25 protein-coding genes and 1 tRNA gene are annotated in these 20,499 nt (G+C 69.2%); 16 read left to right on the forward strand and 10 right to left on the reverse strand.

Annotated elements, in window-relative coordinates; translation table 11 throughout:
- Positions 1-59: 59 nt before the first annotated feature.
- From aroC to KMW22_RS04980, 8 genes are all read left to right on the forward strand, one after another.
- Positions 60-1,208, forward strand: a complete 1,149-nt coding sequence (gene aroC, locus KMW22_RS04945) for a chorismate synthase (RefSeq protein WP_221088935.1) — start codon at positions 60-62, stop codon at positions 1,206-1,208.
- A 100-nt stretch (positions 1,209-1,308) separates the two neighbouring features.
- Complete coding sequence (locus tag KMW22_RS04950; protein WP_328774619.1) at positions 1,309-1,968, forward strand: shikimate kinase; 660 nt, start codon at positions 1,309-1,311, stop codon at positions 1,966-1,968.
- Positions 1,955-3,022: a 3-dehydroquinate synthase gene (aroB, locus tag KMW22_RS04955; RefSeq protein WP_328774599.1), complete on the forward strand. Its 1,068-nt coding sequence runs from the start codon at positions 1,955-1,957 to the stop codon at positions 3,020-3,022. The genes KMW22_RS04950 and aroB overlap by 14 nt, the downstream gene beginning before the upstream one ends.
- A gap of 97 nt (positions 3,023-3,119) precedes the next feature.
- Positions 3,120-3,545, forward strand: coding sequence for a type II 3-dehydroquinate dehydratase (gene aroQ, locus KMW22_RS04960; protein WP_221088937.1), 426 nt, complete (start codon positions 3,120-3,122; stop codon positions 3,543-3,545).
- Positions 3,542-3,784: a CPCC family cysteine-rich protein gene (locus tag KMW22_RS19705; protein ID WP_221088938.1), complete on the forward strand. Its 243-nt coding sequence runs from the start codon at positions 3,542-3,544 to the stop codon at positions 3,782-3,784. Before aroQ ends, KMW22_RS19705 begins: the two co-directional genes overlap by 4 nt.
- Positions 3,785-3,947: 163 nt before the next feature.
- Positions 3,948-4,373 (forward strand): 50S ribosomal protein L13, encoded by a 426-nt coding sequence (rplM, locus tag KMW22_RS04970; protein ID WP_221088939.1) that lies wholly within the window; start codon positions 3,948-3,950, stop codon positions 4,371-4,373.
- Positions 4,373-4,774, forward strand: a complete 402-nt coding sequence (rpsI, locus tag KMW22_RS04975) for a 30S ribosomal protein S9 (RefSeq protein ID WP_221088940.1) — start codon at positions 4,373-4,375, stop codon at positions 4,772-4,774. The genes rplM and rpsI overlap by 1 nt, the downstream gene beginning before the upstream one ends.
- Before the next feature lie 73 nt (positions 4,775-4,847).
- Positions 4,848-5,459: an antibiotic biosynthesis monooxygenase gene (locus tag KMW22_RS04980; protein WP_328774600.1), complete on the forward strand. Its 612-nt coding sequence runs from the start codon at positions 4,848-4,850 to the stop codon at positions 5,457-5,459.
- A 73-nt stretch (positions 5,460-5,532) separates the two neighbouring features.
- Here KMW22_RS04980 and KMW22_RS04985 read toward each other — a convergent pair whose 3' ends face one another.
- Complete coding sequence (locus tag KMW22_RS04985; protein ID WP_221088941.1) at positions 5,533-6,000, reverse strand: NfeD family protein; 468 nt, start codon at positions 5,998-6,000, stop codon at positions 5,533-5,535.
- A 2-nt stretch (positions 6,001-6,002) separates the two neighbouring features.
- On the reverse strand, positions 6,003-6,923 hold the full coding sequence (locus tag KMW22_RS04990) for an SPFH domain-containing protein (RefSeq protein WP_221088942.1): 921 nt from the start codon (positions 6,921-6,923) through the stop codon (positions 6,003-6,005).
- A gap of 119 nt (positions 6,924-7,042) precedes the next feature.
- On the opposite strand from KMW22_RS04990, the gene KMW22_RS04995 reads away from it, so the two are divergent.
- Together KMW22_RS04995 and KMW22_RS05000 are read left to right on the forward strand one after the other, a co-directional pair.
- A complete protein-coding gene (locus KMW22_RS04995; RefSeq protein WP_221088943.1) occupies positions 7,043-8,491 on the forward strand; it encodes an ATP-binding cassette domain-containing protein in 1,449 nt (482 codons plus the stop codon).
- Positions 8,492-8,496: 5 nt separating this feature from the next.
- The gene (locus KMW22_RS05000; protein WP_221088944.1) at positions 8,497-9,054 is read left to right on the forward strand and encodes a PsbP-related protein; all 558 of its coding nucleotides are present in this window, start codon (positions 8,497-8,499) and stop codon (positions 9,052-9,054) included.
- A 292-nt stretch (positions 9,055-9,346) separates the two neighbouring features.
- Here KMW22_RS05000 and KMW22_RS05005 read toward each other — a convergent pair whose 3' ends face one another.
- The 3 genes from KMW22_RS05005 to rplS all read right to left on the reverse strand — a co-directional run bounded on the left by KMW22_RS05005 (position 9,347) and on the right by rplS (position 11,533).
- Entirely contained in the window at positions 9,347-10,177 is an 831-nt protein-coding gene (locus KMW22_RS05005; protein WP_328774602.1) for an HAD family hydrolase, read from the reverse strand.
- 10 nt (positions 10,178-10,187) lie between these two features.
- A complete protein-coding gene (locus KMW22_RS05010) occupies positions 10,188-10,976 on the reverse strand; it encodes an HAD family hydrolase (protein ID WP_221088945.1) in 789 nt (262 codons plus the stop codon).
- Positions 10,977-11,062: 86 nt separating this feature from the next.
- Entirely contained in the window at positions 11,063-11,533 is a 471-nt protein-coding gene (rplS, locus tag KMW22_RS05015; RefSeq protein ID WP_221088946.1) for a 50S ribosomal protein L19, read from the reverse strand.
- A gap of 205 nt (positions 11,534-11,738) precedes the next feature.
- Here rplS and KMW22_RS05020 point away from each other — a divergent pair, with 205 nt between their 5' ends.
- On the forward strand, positions 11,739-12,518 hold the full coding sequence (locus KMW22_RS05020) for a hypothetical protein (RefSeq protein ID WP_221088947.1): 780 nt from the start codon (positions 11,739-11,741) through the stop codon (positions 12,516-12,518).
- Positions 12,519-12,766: 248 nt separating this feature from the next.
- Here KMW22_RS05020 and KMW22_RS05025 read toward each other — a convergent pair whose 3' ends face one another.
- On the reverse strand, positions 12,767-13,324 hold the full coding sequence (locus KMW22_RS05025) for a GNAT family N-acetyltransferase (RefSeq protein WP_221088948.1): 558 nt from the start codon (positions 13,322-13,324) through the stop codon (positions 12,767-12,769).
- Between the two features lie 191 nt (positions 13,325-13,515).
- On the opposite strand from KMW22_RS05025, the gene lipB reads away from it, so the two are divergent.
- The 3 genes from lipB (at position 13,516) to KMW22_RS05040 (ending at position 16,200) form a co-directional block, all read left to right on the forward strand.
- Positions 13,516-14,235, forward strand: a complete 720-nt coding sequence (gene lipB, locus KMW22_RS05030) for a lipoyl(octanoyl) transferase LipB (RefSeq protein WP_221088949.1) — start codon at positions 13,516-13,518, stop codon at positions 14,233-14,235.
- Between the two features lie 9 nt (positions 14,236-14,244).
- Positions 14,245-15,240 carry a lipoyl synthase gene (gene lipA / locus KMW22_RS05035; RefSeq protein ID WP_221088950.1) on the forward strand — a complete coding sequence of 332 codons (996 nt, stop codon included), beginning with the start codon at positions 14,245-14,247 and terminating at the stop codon, positions 15,238-15,240.
- Between the two features lie 108 nt (positions 15,241-15,348).
- Complete coding sequence (locus KMW22_RS05040; protein ID WP_221088951.1) at positions 15,349-16,200, forward strand: CBS domain-containing protein; 852 nt, start codon at positions 15,349-15,351, stop codon at positions 16,198-16,200.
- A gap of 120 nt (positions 16,201-16,320) precedes the next feature.
- Here KMW22_RS05040 and KMW22_RS05045 read toward each other — a convergent pair whose 3' ends face one another.
- From KMW22_RS05045 to dgt, 3 genes are all read right to left on the reverse strand, one after another.
- A complete protein-coding gene (locus tag KMW22_RS05045) occupies positions 16,321-16,458 on the reverse strand; it encodes a hypothetical protein (RefSeq protein WP_221088952.1) in 138 nt (45 codons plus the stop codon).
- A gap of 194 nt (positions 16,459-16,652) precedes the next feature.
- A tRNA-Ile gene (locus KMW22_RS05050) sits at positions 16,653-16,729 on the reverse strand.
- Between the two features lie 87 nt (positions 16,730-16,816).
- Positions 16,817-17,944, reverse strand: a complete 1,128-nt coding sequence (gene dgt, locus KMW22_RS05055) for a dGTP triphosphohydrolase (RefSeq protein ID WP_221088953.1) — start codon at positions 17,942-17,944, stop codon at positions 16,817-16,819.
- Positions 17,945-18,003: 59 nt separating this feature from the next.
- On the opposite strand from dgt, the gene KMW22_RS05060 reads away from it, so the two are divergent.
- Both KMW22_RS05060 and ribF read left to right on the forward strand, forming a co-directional pair.
- Positions 18,004-18,510, forward strand: coding sequence for an NUDIX domain-containing protein (locus KMW22_RS05060; protein ID WP_221088954.1), 507 nt, complete (start codon positions 18,004-18,006; stop codon positions 18,508-18,510).
- Entirely contained in the window at positions 18,507-19,403 is an 897-nt protein-coding gene (ribF, locus tag KMW22_RS05065; protein WP_221088955.1) for a riboflavin biosynthesis protein RibF, read from the forward strand. The genes KMW22_RS05060 and ribF overlap by 4 nt, the downstream gene beginning before the upstream one ends.
- A 550-nt stretch (positions 19,404-19,953) precedes the next feature.
- On the opposite strand, the gene KMW22_RS05070 is transcribed toward ribF, so the two are convergent.
- Entirely contained in the window at positions 19,954-20,484 is a 531-nt protein-coding gene (locus tag KMW22_RS05070; RefSeq protein WP_221088956.1) for a hypothetical protein, read from the reverse strand.
- Positions 20,485-20,499 lie beyond the last annotated feature (15 nt).

Consider the following 20,499-nt stretch of genomic DNA (forward strand, 5'->3'; position numbering starts at 1 on the left):
GCGCGTTTGTTTGTGCAGGGAGCGCCGCCCAGCCTGGCACGCGCGCTACAGTCGCCCCCATGAGGTATCTGACCGCCGGGGAATCGCACGGGCCGCAGCTGACGGCCATCATCGAGGGGTTACCGGCACAGCTGCCGCTGGGCAAGGCCGATATTGACCCCTGGCTGAAAAAGCGGCAGGGCGGCTACGGGCGGGGCCGCCGCATGGTCATCGAAACCGATGAAGCGGACATTCTCAGCGGCGTGCGCGCCGGGCGCACCACCGGGGCTCCGGTCACCCTGGCGATTGCCAACAAGGACCACCGCAACTGGGTGGAGATCATGTCGCCCGAGCCCGGGGGCGAACCCCGAAAGAAGGCGCTGACCGACGCCCGCCCCGGCCACGCCGACCTGACCGGCGGCATCAAGTACCGCCACAAGGATCTGCGCGACGTGCTGGAACGCGCCAGCGCCCGCGAGACCGCCGCCCGGGTGGCGGTGGGCAGCGTGGCCCTCAAATTGCTGGCCGAACTGGGCGTGGAGGGCGCGAACTACGTGTCCAGCCTGGCGGGCATCGAGACGGGGGTACCGTTCTCCTGGGACACGCTGGCCGCGATTGAAGACAGCGACCTGCGCACCCCCGACCCCGACGCCGCCGCCCAGATGCGCGAGCGCATTGACCAGGCCAAAAAGGACGGCGACACCCTGGGCGGCATTCTGGAGGTGCGCTTCCGGGGCCTGCCGGTGGGCCTGGGCAGTTACGTGCACGCCGACCGCAAACTGGATGGCCGGATTGCCGCCGCCTGCCTGAGCGTGCAGGCGATGAAGGGCGTGGAGATTGGCCGCGCCTTCGAGAACGCCCGCAAGCCCGGCAGCGGCGTGCACGACCCCGTGTTCTACCGGGACGGCACCTACGCCCGTGACAGCAACGGCGCCGGGGGCCTGGAAGCGGGCATGACCAACGGCGAGGAACTGATCGTGCGCGTGGCCATGAAACCCATCGCCACCCTGATGAAGCCGCTGCCCACCGTGAATGTGGTGACCCACGAGGCCAGCGACGCCGCGCGCGAACGCAGCGACACCACCGCCGTCCCCGCCGCCGGGGTGATTCTGCAGTGCGCCGTGGGCTGGGTGCTGGCCGAGGCCATGCTGGAAAAGTTCGGCGGCGACACCCTGCCCGAGCTGCAGGAGCGGGTGGCTGCCGCGCGCGCCTACGCGCAGCACTACTGAAGGCCGCGTGTTCAGCGACGCGGCGGGTGAGCCGCCCCCCACCGACTGGCAGGCCCGCCTGGACTGGGCCCTGAACACCGAACTGCGCGGCCCTGGCCCGGTGCCAGAGGGTGCGCCCGTCACGCCGCCCGGGGAGGACTGCCGTACACTGTCCCCCATGTTCAGTTCCGGCCTGATTGAGCGCCCGGTGTCGTGGGTGGCGCTGGCGGGCTTTATGGGCACGGGCAAAAGCCGCATCGGCTGGGAACTGTCGCGCGCCCTGGCGCTGCATTTTGTGGACACCGACAAGCTGATCACCCGCGTGGTGGGCAAAAGCATCCCCGAGGTCTTTGCCCAGGAGGGCGAGGGCTACTTCCGCGCCTGCGAGCACGAGGTGGTGCGGCGCGTGACGCGGCTGGAACACGCGGTGATCAGCCTGGGAGGCGGCACATTCATCAACGAGGACAACCGCCACGAACTGCTGGAACGCGGCCCGGTGGTGGTGCTGTGGGCCAGCCCCGAAACGGTCTACCAGCGCACCAAGCACAGTGACCGCCCCCTGCTGCGCGCCGAGGATCCGCTGTCCAAAATCCGCACCCTGATGCACGAGCGAGAGCCGGTCTACCGCCAGGGCACCATCCATGTGCACAGCGACGGCCGCCCCAGCGAGGAGATTGTCGAGGAGATCATCGAGCGTCTGTGGGCCTGGGCCGACGTGCAGCAAGCGTGGGCCGATGCCGGCCCCGAGCGGCCCGAGCTGGGGGACCGTGCGGCGGATTGAGGTGGGCGGCGCCTCGCCCTACACCGTGCAGGTGGGCGCTGGGCTGCTGGGCACGCTTCAGGTGCCCGGGCGCCACACCGCCCTGATTCATCCGGTGGACCTGCCCCCGGCGTTCGTGGCGGCGGTGCAGGCGGCCACGCAGCCGGTGGTCACCATCCCCGTCCCCGCCCGCGACGACTGCAAGACGATGGCGGTGCTGAGTGGGGTGCTCTCGGCGCTGGCGGGCGCGAACATTCCGCGCGACGGCGCCGTGATCGGCCTGGGCGGCGGCGCGGCCACCGATCTGGCGGGCTTTGCGGCGGCCAGCTACCTGCGCGGCGTGGCCTTTTACACGGCGCCCACCACCCTGCTGGGCATGGTGGACGCGGCGGTGGGCGGCAAAACCGGCGTGAACCTGCCCGAAGGCAAGAATCTGGTGGGCGCGTTCTGGCCCCCGAAAGCCGTGTGGTGCGACACCGAGACGCTGTCCACCCTGCCCGGCGCCGTGTTCCGCGAGGGCGCTGCCGAGGCGTACAAACACGGCCTGATCGCCGACCCTAGTCTGCTGGAACGTGTTCTCTCTCCTGATTTCCGTCCCGGTGGCCCTGGCCTGCAGGACACCCTGGCCGACGCCATTGCCGTCAAGGCGGGCGTGGTCACCCGCGACCTGACGGAGCAGGGCGAGCGGGCCTTTTTGAACTTCGGGCACACGCTGGCCCACGCGCTGGAAGCGGTGACGCACCACGCCCTGTCGCACGGCGAGGCGGTGGCTTACGGGATGCACTACGCCGCCCGGCTTTCCCGCGCCCTGGGCGGCGCCGACCTGACCGCCCACACCCTGGCGTTCCTGCACTGGCAGCGGCCCCAGCCCCTGCCCCCCCTGACCTACGACGACGTGGCCCCCTACATGGCCCGCGACAAGAAGGCCGATGCCGAGGGCGTGCGCTTTGTGCTGCTGCGTGGCCTTGCCCAGCCGTATCTGGCGCGGGTGCCAGAAGGGGTACTGCGGGCGGAGTTTGAAGGGTGGGAAAAAGAGGTGCGCGGGTTGCGGAAAGCGGAGGACGGGGAAGGCTGAGGGCCGCCAGTTTGTATGGCGGCCCCTACTCCATCTCTGGGCCTGAGCGCTCAACATCTCCCGCGCACTGCCTCCTGCACACTGCTACCCTCCTCTCATGCTGCTCGTGCTGAACGGCCCCAATCTGAACCGCCTTGGCCTGCGTGAACCGGGCGTGTACGGCTCGCAGACGCTCGAAGACCTGGAGCGGCAGTGTGAGGCCTGGGGCGCAGAGCTGGGTCAGTCGGTCACCTGCCGCCAGAGCAACTACGAAGGCCAGCTGGTGGAATGGGTGCAGGACGCCGAGGAGCACGGCTTTACCGGCATCGTGATCAACCCAGGCGCCCTCACGCACTATTCCTACGCCCTGCGCGACGCGATTGCCGGGCAGCGCGTGCCGGTGGTGGAAGTGCACATCAGCAACGTGGACGCCCGCGAGGAATTCCGGCACCAGAGCGTGACGGCCGCCGTCTGCCGGGGCAAGATCAGTGGCCTGGGCTTCCTGGGCTACCGGCTGGGAATGGAGGCGCTGGTAGAGGGGTGAGCAAGAGGTTCGCCTGCCCCTGCTGCGGCTTTCTCACCCTGGCGACGCTTGGGGAATATGAGGTCTGCCCGGTGTGCTTCTGGGAAGACCAAACCGACTGTGCGCTCAAACCCGATGAGCTGAGCGAAGCCAACGGTCTCTCGCTGTCACAGGCCCGGCTTCACTTCAACCGATATGGTGCCTGTGAGCCTGGCCTTGCGGCCCATGTCCGTCTGCCCTTGCCACACGAACTCCCGTGAACCGCTTGCCCCGCTTCCCCCCTTTCTGATACCTTGGCCTTTAGTGTCTTGTGCTTGGTAGGGCACGGGGCGACCGGGAGGCACCCGGACACGCACGCTAGTTTCTTCCCCCGAAAACGCGGGGCGTGTCGCAGCCAAATTCCCTTCTGTATGGAGTTTCACGGTGAAAACCTACATCCCCAAAAATGACGAGCAGAACTGGGTCGTCGTGGACGCCGCCAACGTGCCCCTGGGCCGTCTGGCCACCCTGATCGCCAGCCGTATCCGTGGCAAGCACCGCCCCGACTTCACCCCCAACATGATCCAGGGTGACTTCGTGGTCGTGATCAACGCCCAGCAGGTCGCCCTGACCGGCAACAAGCTGGACGGCAAGGTCTACACCCGCTACACCGGCTACCAGGGTGGCCTGAAGACCGAAACCGCCCGTCAGGCGCTGGCCAAGCACCCCGAGCGCGTCATTGAGCACGCCGTGTTCGGCATGCTGCCCAAGGGCCGTCAGGGCCGCGCCATGCACAGCCGCCTGAAGGTCTACGCCGGCGAAACGCACCCCCACGCGGCTCAGAAGCCCCAGACCCTCGAGGTTAAATAATGGCGATTCAGCAACCTGAACAGTTCTACGGCACCGGCCGCCGCAAGAGCGCCGTGGCCCGCGTGTTCCTCCGCCCTGGCGAAGGCAAGATCATCGTGAACGGCAAGGAGTTCCAGACCTACTTCCGTGGTCTGCTGCGCGCCGTGCACGCCCTGCAGGCGTTCCGTGAAACCGGCACCGCTGGCCGTTACGACGCTGTGATCACCGTAGCTGGCGGCGGCCCCACCGGTCAGGCCGACGCCATCAAGCTGGGCATCGCCCGCGCGCTGCTGAAGGTCAACCCCGACTTCCGCGCCCAGCTGAAGCCCAAGGGCCTGCTGACCCGCGACCCCCGCGAAGTCGAGCGCAAGAAGTACGGCCTGAAAAAGGCCCGCCGCGCCCCCCAGTTCAGCAAGCGCTGATCCTTTCCCGCCCCCTGCCCCCCTTCTTCGCGGAGGGGGGTTTTTCCTGTCGCGGAAGCCGTACGCTGCTTCCGTGCCCAAGGAGGTGTTCGTGACCCCATCCAATCCGGCCATGACCGTGCCTTCGCCCACCTCGGCGGCCCCCGAAGGCGTGACGCTGGTGATCACCGAGCGGGTGCGCCCGTCGCAGGTGGAGCCCTACGAAAGCTGGGCACGCGGGGTGCATGCCCTGCTGGCGCAGCAGCCCGGCTTTCTGGGCCTGCACGTGCTGCGTGACCCCTCTGGCCCCGTGCCCGAGTACATCACCCTGCTGCGCTTCGCCACGCAGGAGGCGCTGGACGCCTGGCGGGCCAACCCGGCCTACGCGGCGGCCCTGCGCGAGTTGCCCAGCTTTACAGCGTCCGATGTGGACTACCGCGAAGCGCGCGGCCTGGAGGCGTGGTTCGACCTGCCCGGCAGCCTGCCGGCCCCGCCACTGTGGAAGAACATCGTGGTGGGCTTTGTGGGCGTCTACCCCCTGATTCTGCTGTTCAGCTACCTGTGCGGCTTTTTCACGAAAGGCTGGCCCTGGTGGGCGGCGATCATTCCGTCGGCGTTTCTGGCCACCGTATTCCTGAACTGGCCGGTGCTGCCGCTGCTGTCGCGGCTGCTGCGGCGCTGGCTGTATCCGGCTCAGGCTCGCTGAACCGGGCTATCGGCGATGGGCCATGAGCTGTGGGGCAACCCCCCACAGCTCATGGCCCATCGCTCATCGCCCCTCAGGTCCAGGTGCCGTTCACTTCACGCACGTGCAGGGTGGCGCCGTCGGCAGCCACGATCAGCACGCGGGCGCCTTCAGGGGTGTCGGGGCCCGTAACGCGCCACTCGCCGTCGCCCACGCGCACGCGGCCCACGCCATTTTCGATGGCGCGGGTGACCACCACGGTCTGCCCCACCAAGCGGTGCGAACCCTGGTTCAGGCGCTCGGCTTCGGGGGAATCGGGGAGCAGCCGGGCCATGTAGCGGCGGCCCAGCACCACCGCCACCACGCTGAGCACCGCAAAGAGCAGCAGTTGCACCGCCACCGGCAGCGGCAGCACGAACACCAGCAGCCCCAGGGCAAAGGCCGCCAGCGCCAGCCACACGAAGAAAACGCCGGGGGCCGCCACCTCCAGCATCAGCAGCAGGGCGCCCAGCACCCACCAGTGCCAGGGCGCCACGCGGTTCAGGGTGGGCCACCAGTCCACCGTTACCCCTTCCGCCCGCCGAAGGCCTCGCGGGCCACCTCGGCAATGCCCTGCAGGCTCCCCAGCACGCTGGTGGCCTCAATGGGCAGAATCAGGGTTTTCTGGTTGGGAGCCGCCGCCACGTCGCGCAGGGCCTCCACGTACTTCTGGGCCACGAAGTAGTTGATGGCCTGCGCGTTGCCGGCCTCAATGGCCTCGCTGACCATACGGGTGGCCGCCGCCTCGGCCTGGGCAGCGCGCTCTCTGGCCTCGGCCTCCAGAAAGGCGGCCTGCCGGCGGCCCTCGGCCGACAGGATCTCGGCCTGCTTTTCGCCTTCGGCCTTCAGAATGGCGGCCTGACGGAAGCCCTCGGCATCCAGAATGTTGGCGCGTTTTTCGCGTTCGGCCTTCATCTGGCGGGCCATGCTGGCCACCAGATCGGCAGGCGGCTTGATGTCCTTGACCTCAATGCGCGTGGCCTTCACGCCCCACGGCTCGGTGGCCTCGTCCACCACGGTCAGCAGGCGGGCATTGATCTGGTCGCGGTTCGAGAGCAGTTCGTCCAGGTCCATGCTGCCCATCACGGTGCGGATGTTGGTCATGGTGAGGTTCAGGATGGCCTGCTGCAGGTTGCTGACCTCGTAGCTGGCCTTGGCGGCGTCCAGAACCTGATAGAACACCACGCCGTCCACCGTGACCAGCGCGTTGTCCTTGGTGATGACCTCCTGGCTGGGCACGTCCAGCACCTGCTCCATCATGTTGACCTTGCGGCCAATGCGTTCAATGTACGGAATGATGACGTTCAGGCCCGGCTTCAAGCTGCGCTGAAACTTGCCGAAGCGTTCCAGGGTCCACTGCGAGCCCTGCGGCACACTTTTGACCCCGGCAAACAGCGTGACGATCACCAGCAGCACCAGCACCGCCACAAAAATCGTAAATCCCATAACTCATTCCCCCCCGTGTGTTTCCAGCATTTACGCGGCTGGCCCGGCGTGGGTTCCCAGGAGGTGCCCGTCAGACGGGTTAAGCCACCGCGCCGTCCCGGCCCGCTAGACTCGCAGGGATGCCGCCCCTGGTTCGCCTGCTGAACGTGACTGCGCTGCAAGGCGGCCAAGCGGTGCTGCGCGGGGTGGGGCTGGAGGTGGCCCCGGGCGAGGCCCTGCGGCTGTGGGGGCCCAACGGCGGCGGCAAAACCACGCTGCTGCGCCTGCTGGCCGGGCAGGTGGCCCCGATAGCGGGCGAGCGTACCTACCACCTGGGCCGGCAGAACCAGCGCTCGGCGGTGCAGGCCCGGCGCACCCTGCGCGTGGTGGGCCCCGACGCCGAGGCGTTTTACCTGTCGCGCGACTGGGTGCAGAGTGCCGAGGACGTGCTGCTGGCCGCTTACAGCGGCGAGGTCCTGAACCTGTGGACCCCCAGCCCAGCGGCGCGGGCCCGGCTGCAGGCGGTGGCGGCCCTGACCAGCCTGGGGCCGCTGCTGGCGCGCGATTTTCGCACCCTTAGCCACGGGCAGCGCCGCCGGGTGCTGCTGGCCGCCGCCCTGATGCCCGCCCCCGAGCTGCTGCTGCTGGACGAATTCACCGATGGCCTGAGTGAACGCGCCCGGGCCGAGCTGGGCGCGGTGTTGGCGCGCGTGCACGCCGCCGGGGTGGCGGTGGTGCTCGCCACGCACCGCCCCGAAGAGGCGCCCCCCTTGCCCTGGCGCACGCTGCGGGTGGGGGGCGGCCAGGTGACCGAGGCCACGCCGCCAGAAGAACCTGTGGTCCGGCCCATGCCCCTCCCCCGCCTGGGCGCCCACGCTGGCACGCCCCTCGTGCGGCTGCAAGACGCCACCGTCTACCGCAACGGCGGGCGCGCCCTGGGCCCCCTGAGCTGGACCTGGGCGGCAGGGCAGCACTGGCTGGTAACGGGCGAGAACGGCAGCGGCAAAAGCACGCTGACCCGCCTGATCGCCGGTGAGCTGCACCCGGCCGTGGGCGGGCACATCGAGCGCCCCTTCCTGAACCGCGACCGTCTGGAAGATCGCCGCGCCGCCACGGGGCTGGTGGGCGCCGAGGTGGGTATTCGCCAGCGGCGCGACTGGACCGGCCGCGAGGTGGTCGGCAGCGCCTGGAGCGGCAGCGAGGGCTTTGCCCCCGCACTGACCCCGGCCCAGGCCGCCGAGGTGGAGCGCCTGGCGGCCGAGCTGGGCGCCCGCGAACTGCTGGAGCGCCCCGCCGAGGGGCTGTCGCAAGGGCAGTGGCGCCGCCTGCTGCTGGCCCGCGCGGTGATTCACCGTCCCCGCCTGCTGCTGCTGGACGAGGGCCTGGATTTTCTGGATGCGCCGGCGCGCGCCGCCTTCCTGGCCCTGCTGCCCAGTCTGGTGCAGGGTGGCACGCACCTGCTGGTGGTCGCGCACCGCGCCGCCGACGCCCTGCCGGGGCTGACCCATCACCTGCACCTGCAGGCGGGGCAGGCGGCCTTTACCGGGCCACTGGCGTCAGATTGGGCTCACCTTCAGGCTCTACCTTGAGGCCCATGAACCGCGTGTTTCTCAGCCTCGCCCTGCTTGCTGCCCCCCTCGCACCTGCTCAGGCCCAGACGACGCCTGCGACCTCTGCGCCGGCCACCACGGAGCCCCGCGTGATCGAGGCCATTACCGCCACCAGTAACAAGGGCTACAGCATCCGCGTGCCCAGCGGCTGGACGCCACTGAAAAACGTGCCGGGCGCGGACATCGCCTTTATCAACAGGACCATCGGCGCGCTGCGGCCCACCGTGACGGTGGTCGTGCAGGACATTCCCGCCGATCTGAAGGCCACCCTGGCCGACGTGCGCGACATCAACGAGCGCAAGATGCCCGAAGTGGTCACCAAGCTGAAGTTTCTGGGCGAGAAGAACGTCAAGGTGAGCGGCCAGCCCGCCATCCTCTGGAGCTACACCGGCGACGGCGAGGGCGGCACCGTGCGCTGGACCCAGCTGTTTACCCTGAAAAACAACCGCCTGTACACCGCCACCCTGATGCTCCCCAGCGGCACCCCCGCCGATCTGGCCGAGCAGGGCCGGGCCATTCTGACCAGCATGACGCTGAAGTAAGAGCGTGCCGTGTGGGGGTAGAGCGTGGGGAGAGGTCCCAGACGCTCTGCCCCTTTCCGTGTGGGCGTGAAGGCCCGCGCCGGTAGGCCATGCTTCTTCTGGACTGCGTTAGGAACGGCTGTCCATTTCAGTGTTCAGGTTGAACAGGGTTCAGGTGGCGAGGCGCTCGGTAGCAGGAACCGGAAGAGCGGTGGCATAGCCTGTGCCCGCCTGCCCGGCCTAAATGGTGACTCCTCTTAATCCCAGAGCCCGTATCAGCACCTCACGGGCCCCAGCACTCCTTCACCACGTTCTACAGGCCACGCTCCACGCTGGCCCCTCCCCTCTCCATCCGCTCGGCCCAGGCGTGCAAAAACGCCCCCAATTCTTCCTGCACCGGCACCTGGGCGCGGGCGTGGGGGGCCAGAAGGGGCAAGGTACCCACCTGCACGCCGTAGCCAGCGACTTCCAGCATGGCCTCGTCGTTGTCGCTGTCGCCGTAAGCCACAGTGCGGTTGTGGGGGATGCCCAGGGTGTCGGCAATCAGGGTCAGTGCGGCGCCCTTGTGCGCGCCTTCGGGGGTCACGGTCAGGAAATGGGGGTAGGGGGCCTGCGCGCCCGTCAGCACGAGGTGGGGGTGAGACTGGCGCAGGCGCGAGGCCAGATCGGCCACGCCGGGGTGGTAGAAGCCCACCTTCAGAATGCCGCTGCTGGGCGCCTCGGCCAGGGGGCGGAACTGCCGGGCCACCATCCAGGCTTCGGGCTGGGTGCCGGGGGGCAGATCCACGTACAGGGCCTCGGCGGTAAACAGCACCACCCGCGCGCCGTGCAGTTCGTGGGCCAGCACCGCTTCCAGGTCGGTGTCCGAGAACTGCGCTTCCACATGCAGGTCCTCGCCCACCAGAATGCGCCCGCCGTTGTTGGTGGCCACCGCGTCGGGCTGCACGCTGAGGCGCACCTGGGCGGGGGGCGTGTCGCGCCCGGTGATGATCGCCACCTTCACGCCCAGCGCCCGCAGCCGCGCCAGGGCGGCAGCGGTCTCCTGGGGCACCTCGCGCCCGGCATCGGGAATCAGGGTGCCGTCCAGGTCGAAGGCCATGAGCAGCGGCAGCGTGGTCGGCACGTCGGCAGGCAGGTCCCTCACGGGCGGCAGCCTAGCGCATTTGGGTCAGCGCGGCGGACAGGTGGGGAGGGGCAATGCCCTGCCGCAATTGCCGCAGCATCCGGCCCAGCGCGGCGGGATCGGCCACGGTGTGGTCGGCGTGGGCCAGCGCCACCTCCCCGCCCACCCGCACGAATACGCCCGCCTGGGCCTGCATGGGGGCGTCGGCCGGACCGTCGCCGGCCGCCAGCACCCGTGCGCGGGGCACGCCCAGCCGGCGGCGCAGCTCGGCCAGGGCCGCCCCCTTGTCGGCGCCCCGGGCCACCAACACCACGCGGTCGGCGCGCTCGCGGATCACGCCTGCACCTGGCAGGGCGGCCCACGTCGCCTCCACCTCGTCCAGCCGCGCCGGGTCGGGGCCGCCATGCACCAGCTTCAGGACCCCAGGGGCCACCGCCGCCCGGCGCGCGAAGTCCGGGTCCGTGTGGCGCAGGGCCGCCGCTGGATCGCGGGTGACCACCACGGTCTTGCCCCCACCCGCCAGATCCGCCGGGCGCAGCGTATTCAGGGCTGCCGCCACGGTTTCGGGCGCCAGCGCCCGCTCGGAAATCACCTGCCCGCCCTGGAGCAGTTGGGCCCCGTAGCAGCGCGAGACCGTGCCCACTGGCCAGTCGGCCAGGAAGGTGGGCACCCAGGCCCGCGCGGTCAGAATGGCGAGGTGCGCGCCCCCGGCCTGCCACGCCCGCAGTTCGGGCAACAGGTCGGGGGGGGTCTCGCCCGCCGCGTTCAAGAGCGTGCCGTCCAGATCCAGGGCCAGCAGGGCAAAAGGCAGAGGCGACACCCCTCTACGGTAAACCGGCCACTGCCTGGCCAGCCACAAGAAAGCCGCCCCCGCACGTGGCGGGGGCGGCGCAGCGGAACCGTCGCTTATTCGGCGTCGCTGGCCGGGGCTTCTTCGGCCTGGGCCTGGGCAGCGGCAGCAGCGGCCTGCTTGCTCTGCTGGGCGCGGGCGGCGTCCTTCATCACGCGGCTGCGGTCGCTCTTGATACGGGCGGCCTTGCCGCGCAGGTCGCGCAGGTAGTACAGCTTGGCGCGGCGCACCTTGCCGCGCTCCAGCACGGTCACCTTGGCAACCAGGGGGCTGGAGAAGGGGAACACGCGCTCCACGCCCTCACCGAAGCTGATCTTGCGCACGGTGAAGCTGCGGCGGCTGCCCGCGCCGTTGATGGCAATGACCACGCCCTCAAAGGCCTGGTTGCGGGTACGGTTGCCTTCCACCACTTTGGTTTCCACGCGCACGGTGTCGCCGGGGCGGAACTCGGGGTGGTCGGCCTTGATGTGGGGCTGCTCGACGGCGCGCAGAATGGCGCCACGGTTCACTTTGATGCTGCTCTGCATGATGACTCTCCTTTGGGCAGCGGACCGTCCCACACTGCTGCGGCGAGGCAGCCAGAGACGTTCTTACTCCTGCACTGGCCCCGGCAATTGCCGCGCGGCCAAACCGGAAAAGTATACGCGCCCCGCCCCAGTGGCGGCAAGGGGCAAGGCCAGCGCAACCCAGCTCACCATGTGCGGCGCGCGGGTGCGGCACCCTGAAGACTTGATGAACGGCGGCGAGACGGCACAGCGGGTGGGCGAGGTCCGGGCAGCTTCTCTGGCGCAGCGCCGCCGGGTGGCCGAGATGCGCGCCCGGCAGCATGTGGGCGCCGCTGGCTGGGCCCAGAGCAGCGCCCTGGACGCCATCGTGCGCGCGGGGCGTGAGGGGCTGGCCGCCACCGACGCCCTGCGGCAGGTGATGCACCTGACCACCGAACAGCTGCGCGCCCTGCCCCTGGGTGATACGGCCGGGGAGCAGCTCTCGCAGGCGCGCGCCCTGCAGCAACTGCTGGAAAGCGGCGAGGCCCAGCTGACCGCCGCCCAGGCCCTGGACGCCCTGGTGTGCGAGGCGCTGGGTGACGTGGCCGATACGCCCGTGGAAGAAGTGAACGTGCGCCGCCTGAAAGACATTCACGCTCGGGTGCGCCAGCAGGTGGCCGCCCTGGACACCCTGGTGCACGCCGCGCAGGTGCAGGCACAGACGCTGGAGCAGGTCAGCGAACTGTCGCGCGTGAGTGCCGAATTCCACGACAAGGTGGCGGGCCTGGGTCAGCTGAGCGCCCATGAGGAAGCCGAGGCGCTGGGCGAGGCTGGCGAGCAGGTGGTGGCCCGCCTGGGCCAGCTGGACGACGCCCCCCCGGCCCAGGTGGCGGCCCTGACCCGGATTGGCGAGGCGGTGGCCGCTGGCCTGGGGGACAGCGGCGCCCCGCCCGCCCAGCAGGCCCAGGCCCTGGACGAACTGGCCCAGCTGATGGGCGAAAAAGCCGAGGAAGTGCGCCAGGGTTAAGACGGACCGCCGTCTCTGTCCTTTGCAGCCCGATAAGAGCGGCATGTTCCCCGCCTTCGGCGCTGTTCCAGTTCACTTCCCGGACATCCGTCTTTTTCCCCCTCCTTCCAGTCGGAAACAGTCCAGCATGTCTTACGCATGCTTCGGAAGTCGTGTAAGACAGCCTCCCAGGCCTCTGGTCCGGAGGCTGGCGTCACGCGGGGAGCGGCGCCTTTCTCCTGTTCAGGTTGAACCGCCGTGCCAACGATTCACCCCACGTCAGACACCCTGGGGCCCGCCGCCGGGGTGGGCACCCAGTAGCGGCGGATGGGTTTGTCGTGGTCTAGCACGGTGAATTCGCCTTCTAATTCGCCGCCGTTGGCTTCAATCACGGCGCGCGAGCCTAGGTTTTCCACGTCGCAGCTGACCAGGGCGCGCGCTATGCCCAGTTCGCGGGCCCGCACCAGGGCCAGCTGCAGGGCCAGGGTGGCGTGACCCTGGCGGCGGGCACTGGGCCGGATCTCGTAGCCGATGTGGCCGCCGAATTCACGCAGGCGTTCGTTCAGCGTGTGGCGAAGGCTCACGCGGCCCAGGTAGGTGTCGCCCTGCACCAGCCACAGCGCCTCGGAGTGTACGTAGCCCGCTGGCAAGGCGTTGCCGGGTTCATACGCACGCAGCGCGGCGAGAAAGGCCGGGAAGTTGGCTTCTAGCTCGGACAGGTTCCAGTTGAGGGTGTCCCCCAGGCCGCTGCCCTGCACCTGGGCTTCGCGCACGGCGTCGAGAAAGCTGGCTTGATACCGAAGGGCGGGAGGCACAAGGTCCGGCATGGCCCAGGGTAGGGGCCCCAGCCCCAGGCCGCCCTCGGCCATCTGGCGCAGGGCCTGCCCCGCCGTCCCCGCTGCCCGGACGGGCGCGACCAGCGCAGGGCGCGGGATTCACCAGCCTCCCTGGTCAATGGGGGGCAGACCGCCGCCTGTGACACGGTGAAAAGGGCCTTGCGCGGCGTACCATGAACCCCATGAGCGACCCCGCCTTTGCCGTGCTGGACCTGGGCACCACCGGGTACCGGGACGCCTGGGACCTTCAGAAAACCCTGCACGCGCAGGTGGTGGCGGGCGAGGCCCCGCCCACGCTGCTGCTCGTTGAACACCCGCCCGTGCTGACGCTGGGCCGCAAGGCCAGGGAAGGCACCAACATCGTGGTCACACGCGAGTACCTGCGCGCGCAGGGCATTGAGGTGCTGGACGTGGAGCGCGGCGGCGACGTGACCTACCACGGCCCCGGGCAACTGGTGGCCTACGCCATTTTTCCCGTGGGCCGTAAAGTGGCCGACTTTCTGCGCCTGCTGGAACAGGCCACCATTGGCGCCCTGCACACGCTGGGGCTGGAGGACGCCCGCCCCAACCCCGGCTACGCGGGCGTGTACGTGACCCCGCGCAAGGTCAACGGCCTGACCTACGAGCAGAAAATCGCCTCGTTCGGGGTGGCGGTGCAGCGGCATGTGGCCCTGCACGGCCTGGCCCTGAACGTGACCACGCAGCTGCAGCACTTTGACCTGATCGTGCCCTGCGGCCTGCACGGCACCCAGATGACCAGCGTGGCGCGCGAGTACGAGTTGCGCGGCCTGCACATGGCCCCCACCATGACCGACGCCAAGGCGGCCCTGACAGACGCCTTCACCACCACTTTCGCCCCCTACGACTGGACGCTGCCCACCTTTGCCGCAGCCGGGAGCTGAGACCCCACCATGACCCAGACCGACCCCACCGCCAAAGAACCCAAGTTCATCAAGAACGGCATCTACCGCAAAGACAGCGTGCCGGTGCGCGACAAGAAGCCCGAATGGCTGAAGGTGACCATCCCCACCGGGCAGGTGTTCACCGAGGTGCGCAAGATCGTCAAGGAGCACCGCCTGCACACCGTGTGCGAGGAAGCGATGTGCCCCAATATTGGCGAGTGCTGGTCGCGCGGCACAGCCACCTTCATGCTGATGGGCCACATCTGCACGCGGGCCTGCCGCTTCTGCGCCGTGGACACCGGCAACCCTATGGGCAAGCTGGACCTGGATGAGCCGCAGGGCGTGGCCGAGAGCGTCAAACTCATGGGCCTGAAGTACGTGGTGCTGACCAGCGTGGACCGTGACGACCTGCCCGACGGCGGCGCCTACCACTTTGCCAAGACCGTGCAGGCGATCAAGCGCCTGAACCCTGAGACCCGCGTGGAGGCCCTGACCCCGGACTTTGGCGGCAACCCCCACTGCGTGGATCTGGTGCTGGACAGCGGTGTGGACACCTACGCCCAGAACCTGGAAACCGTGCGCCGCCTGACCCACCCGGTGCGCGATATCCGCGCCAGCTACGACCAGACCCTGAAGGTCCTGGCCCACGCCAAGGCGGCCCGCCCCGACGTGATCACCAAGACCAGCATCATGCTGGGCCTGGGCGAAACCCGCGAGGAACTGCGCGAAACCATGCGCGACTGCCGCGCGGCGGGTGTGGACGTGCTGACCTTCGGGCAGTACCTGCGGCCCACCATGCACCACCTGCCCGTGGAACGCTACGTCTCCCCGGCCGAATTCAACGAGATCCGCGAGGAAGCCATGCAACTGGGCTTTCTGGAGGTCGTGTCGGGGCCGCTGGTGCGCAGCTCGTACAAGGCCGAGCAGATCGTGATGGACAAGCCGGGCACCCTGCCCGAACATCTGGCGCACCTGGACGGCAGCGAACAGCTCAGCCTGATCTGAGGGCGCAGACAGGGGGCGCGGCCGGGTCTTGGCACCCACCGCGCCCCTGCGCCTGCCGTAATGCCTTCGTAATCCGCGCGGGCCACCCTGAGGGCAGGAGGTTTCACCATGACCATGCCCACCCGGGTTCAGGACGCCATGCACCCCCGCGCCGTGACCGTTTCGCCCCACGACCCCCTGCCCTCTGCGGTGGTGACGATGGAGGCCCTGGAGATCAAGCGGCTGCCGGTGGTGCAAGACGGGCGCGTGGTGGGCATCGTGACGGACGGCGAGGTACGGCGTGCCCTGCCCACGCTCACCGAGGGCCTGAGCCCCTGGGCCTTTACGGCGCGGGTGGGCCGCGCGTGCCTGCGCGAGATCATGCGGGCGCCCGTGCATACCGTGACCCCCGAGACCCCCCTGCGCGCCGCCCTGCAGACCATGCTGGACCGCCGGGTGGGCGGCCTGCCGGTGGTGAATGAAGACGGCGAGCCGCTGGGCATGCTGACCCTGACCGACATCCTGCGCGCCGAGGTGCGGGCGCCGCGCCTGCACTGGGGGCTGGCGGATCAGCACATGACCCGCACTGTGGTCACCACCGCCCCCGATGCCCCCGCCGCCGAGGCCGCCGCCAAACTGAAGGTGACGCGCCTGCGGGTGCTGCCGGTGGTGGACGGCGAACAACTGGTGGGCGTGCTGCACGAAAAGGACATCGCGGCGGCCATTGACCGCGCTGGGGCCTCGCACGGCCCCACTGTGCTGGCCGCTCAATTCGTGCTGGGCGGCGTGACGGTGCTCGACCTGATGCGCCCGCCCACCGGCTACCTGATGGAAGGCGTGCCCCTGCACGACGCCGTGCGGCGCATGCTGGACCTGCATGTGCGCGGCCTGCCGATCATCACCCAGGAGGGCGAGCTGCTGGGCGTGCTGACCATCAGCGACGTGATCCGCGCGGTGCTGGGGCAACCGCAGACCGCGTAAGCCGCCACCAGCAGCAAAAACCCCCGCGCATGGCGGGGGCATTTTCTGACCGTTGGGCCTCAATCTCCCTTCAGCGGCAGGCTGTTCGCTGAAGCAGGGGCACCCCACGCAGGCCAGGGGTCAGTTGGCGTGGCAGATCGGCCGGCCGCCGCTGAAGTCGCACGAGCCCCACCAGTCCGGGGTGGCCAGACCCAGTGCACCAGCGGTCGTGAAGGTGGCGGCGGCGGTGACGAAGAGCAGGGTGCGCAGTCGCTTCATAGGTCCCTCCTGTCAGGCTTGGCCTGAACATCTGCTGTTGTACGGCCCGCAGCATCCAGAGGACAGCCTTGCTTTTGGAGAGGATATGTGGGCCAGGGAGCTGCCACATGGCCTGTTACCAGTGGGAATGCCCCTACAAGCGCATTGATTCGACCTACAAGCAAAAACCCCCGCGCGTGGCGGGGGCTTCTCTTTGGTGCGAATGCCCAGACTTGAACTGGGGACCTCACGCTTATCAGGCGTGCGCTCTAACCAGCTGAGCTACACTCGCGCCCTTCGTGGCCGCGCCCTCTCGGGCAGGCGGGCATAAATGTAGCAGGGCCGGCAAAGGCTGTCAACGCCCGCCCCGATCCGTCACTCAGCGCGGCCACAGCGTGGGCGTGGCGGGCGGGGTAATAGAACTGTGGGCGTCCAGCGCGTAGCGGTCGGTCATGCCCGCCAGGTAATCGCACACGGCGCGGGGCAGGTCGCCTGCCTGGGCGCGGGCGCGGAAGGTGGGGGGCAACATGCTGGGGCGGTTGGTCAGCGCGTCAAACAGGGTGGTGAGCACGCGGGTGGCCTGCTCTACCTGCATCTCCACGCGCCAGTGGCGGTACAGGTTCTCGCGCAGAAAGGCGCTGGTGTCCCGCAGGCGCTCCCGCATGCCTGGGCTGTAGGTGATCAGAGGGCCGGCAAAGGTGCGGGCAGCTTCGGGGGTGCGCACGCCACTGGCCTGAATGGCCGCGTGGCTGGCGTGGGTCAGGTCGCGGATCAGGGTGCCCAGCAGGCGGCGGTGCAGGGTGCGGCGCTCGCGTTCGGTCAGGGTGTCGCCGCGCAGCCCGGCGCCTTCGAGCAGCTCACACCACAGCGGCAGGGCGCACAGCTGGGCCGGGGTGATCAGGCCGCTGCGCAGGCCGTCGTCCAGGTCGTGGGCGGTATAGGCCAGGGCGTCGGCGGCGTCCACCAGTTGCGCTTCCAGGCTGGGCCGGGACAGGCCGGCGCGGTCATGCTTGTTCAGGCCGTCCAGGGTGTTCAGGGTCAGGTTCAGGCCCGCGTATTCGGACTTGGGGCGCTCCAGCTCGGTCACGATGCGCCTCGCCTGGGTGTTGTGGTTAAAGCCGCCGCGTTCCTGCATCAGGGCGTTCAGCACCCGCTCGCCCGCGTGGCCGAAGGGTGGGTGGCCCAGGTCGTGCGCCAGGGCCACGGTTTCGGCCAGTGTCTCGTTCAGGCCCAGCGTCAGCGCCACGCTGCGCGCCACCTGTCCCACTTCCAGGGTGTGGGTCAGGCGGGTGCGGTAGTGGTCGCCCGCCGCCGAGAGAAACACCTGCGTCTTGGCCTCCAGGCGCCGGAAGGCCGTGGTGTGCAGCACCCGGTCGCGGTCTTTCTGAAAGGCGGTGCGGGTGTCGCTTTCCGGCTCGGGGTGCTCGCGCGTGGCGTCGCGGCTCAGGGCGGCGTAGGGGGCCAGGGTCGCGGCCTCGCGCGCTTCGAGCTGGGCCCGGGTGATCATCCCCCGCAGTGTACGGCGCACGCTGAGGGCGGGGGCCCGTGCATTACAGTTGCCGCAAGATGAGTGAACAGACGCAGGTGATCTACGACGGCCACATCGTGCGGCTGGAAGTGCAGGGGGGCAAGTGGGAAATCGTGCGCCACGCCAGCGCGGTGGCGGTGCTGGCCCTGAATGACCGGGGCGAGATGCTACTGGTGCGCCAGCAGCGGCGCGCCATCGGTCAGCACACGGTGGAAGCCCCGGCGGGCCTGATTGACGAGGGCGAATCGCCCGAAACCGCCGCCCGCCGCGAGCTGCAGGAAGAAGCGGGTCTGGACGGCGACATGACGCTGCTCACCCGCTTTTATTCCAGCCCCGGCTTCTGCGATGAAGAACTGCTCGTCTTCGAGGCCACGAACCTGTGCGAAAGCCGCCTGCCGCACGATGAGGACGAGGAGGGCATTGAGGTGCTGTGGCTGCCCCCCGCCCAGGTGCTGCAGGGCCTGAAAGACGGCTCGCTGGTGGGCAGCGCCTCCACCGTCACGGCGGCGCTGTTTGGCATGCAGCGTCTGGCGGCGCGTTCATGAAAACCTACGTCTCGCCCGCCCAGCGCCCGAACACCGCCACGGCTGTGGCCATCGGCTCGTTTGACGGCATGCACCTGGGCCACCAGGCCCTGATTGCCCAGCTGAAAGCCAAGGCGCGTGAACACCGCGTGCCCAGCGTGGTCTACACCTTCGATCCCCCCACCCGCGTGCTGACCCAGGGCGTGGAATTCCTCTCGACCCTGCCGGAGAAACTGGACCTGCTGGCCCGCTACGGCGTGGATGAAACCATTGCCGCTGCCTTTACCTCCGAGTTTGCCGCGCGCCCCAAGGACGCCTTTCTGGACGACCTGCGCACCCTGCGCCCGCAGGCGATTGTGGTGGGCGAGGATTTTCATTTCGGCAAGGGCCGGGCCGGCGGCGTGGAGGACCTGAAAACGGTGGCCCCCGAGGTGGTGGTGGTGCCTATTCACGGCCTGGGCGGCGAGGACATCAAGAGCACCCGCGTGCGCGAGTACCTGAAGGCAGGCGATGTGGACGGCGCCCGGCGCCTGCTGGGCCGCCACTACGACGCGCAGGGCGTGGTGGTGCAGGGCGACCGCCTGGGCCGCACCCTGGGCTGGCCCACCGCGAATATTCAGGTGCCAGACGGCAAGGCGCTGCCGCTGGGCGTGTTTGCGGTGGTGGCCCTGGGCGACCACGGGCGCTGGCACGGCGTGGCGAATGTGGGCTTCCGGCCCACGGTGAACGGCCGCACCCGCCGCTTCGAGGTGCACCTGTTCGATTTTGAAGGCGACCTGTACGGGCAGGAACTGCAGATCAAGTTCTTTACATGGCTGCGCGGCGAGCAGAAGTTCAGCGGCCTGGACGAACTGAAGGCCCAGATTGCCCGCGATGCCCAGGCGGCCCGGGACGCCCTGAAGGACGTGCGGTGAGATCAACCCCGGTTGAATCGCTTTTGTCAACGATTCAAGCCGAGCGAAGTGAGCAGGAGCAAAACGGGTTCCGGGTGTGGGATGGACAAGTCGGCTCTTCCCCGATTGGTCCACGGACCAGACGAAAGCCGTGAAACCCGGCATGAGGCTGGTCTGGTGGCGGTTGGTGCTGCCCCTGAGCCTCGCGCTTCCGTCCTGGGTCACGATGCGCACAACGGTGATGGTGGCGGACACGGCCGCCCCCTCTCCGGGCGGTCTCGCCCCACTGAGCCTGTACGGCTTTCCTCTGCCCTCCACGCCTTTCGGTGGAAGTTCAAGCGGGGAGTACGCCTTCTCTGTCCTGCCGCTGCTGCTGAACTGGGGAGTGGCGCTTGCCACCCTGAGTTTGGGGGCTTTTCTGGCTCGCCATGCTCTGGCGCGGCGGCGCTGGCGGGGCCTGGGCGCGCTGCTCTGGTGCGCAGCCGCCCTCACGCTGGGGCTGCTGGGCGTGCGCATGGGCATAGGCCGGGTGTCCTGGCAGCTCTCTCTCCCCCTCTCCCCGTGGTCGAGGTCAGTGAACGGGCACTCTGGCTGGGCCCAGCTGATTGACCGCCAGGAGGTGGGGCTGAGCCTGGGTGGGTCGGGAGAAGGCCCCGTCGCCCGTCCCCACAAACGCCAGTGGGGCTGGCTCTGCCAGTGACCCCCTGTGCCACGCCGGCAGGGCCGCCCGCACTGGGCGCGGGGGCCGCAATTCCTGAGCCAGGGCCGGGCGGTATCCAGGCCCATAGCGCCCTTCAATCCAGCGTTCGTGCGCTTGCAGCGCCGCGCGCACCTGCGTGCGCCCCAGGGCCAGTGGCACATGCTGCCCGGCCAGCGTGAAGGTCTGGGTCCGGCGGTTGAAGTGCAGCGGGCCGCGCGGTGTCTGCAGGGTCAGGCCGGCGCTGTGCAGCGACAGGTCGCCCAGGGTGTAGCTGCTGCTGCCCTGCGCAGCGCGCGTCTTGGAAAAGCCCCGCAGCGCCAGATCCCCCTGGCGGGCGTCCACGCCCAGGAACCAGAACTGGGCGGTCAGGGGGCAACAACAAACCGTATGAAACCTTGCCATAAATTTGATAATAGT

It is taken from the genome of Deinococcus aquaedulcis, from assembly GCF_019693445.1.
Classification (GTDB): Bacteria; Deinococcota; Deinococci; order Deinococcales; family Deinococcaceae; genus Deinococcus; species Deinococcus aquaedulcis.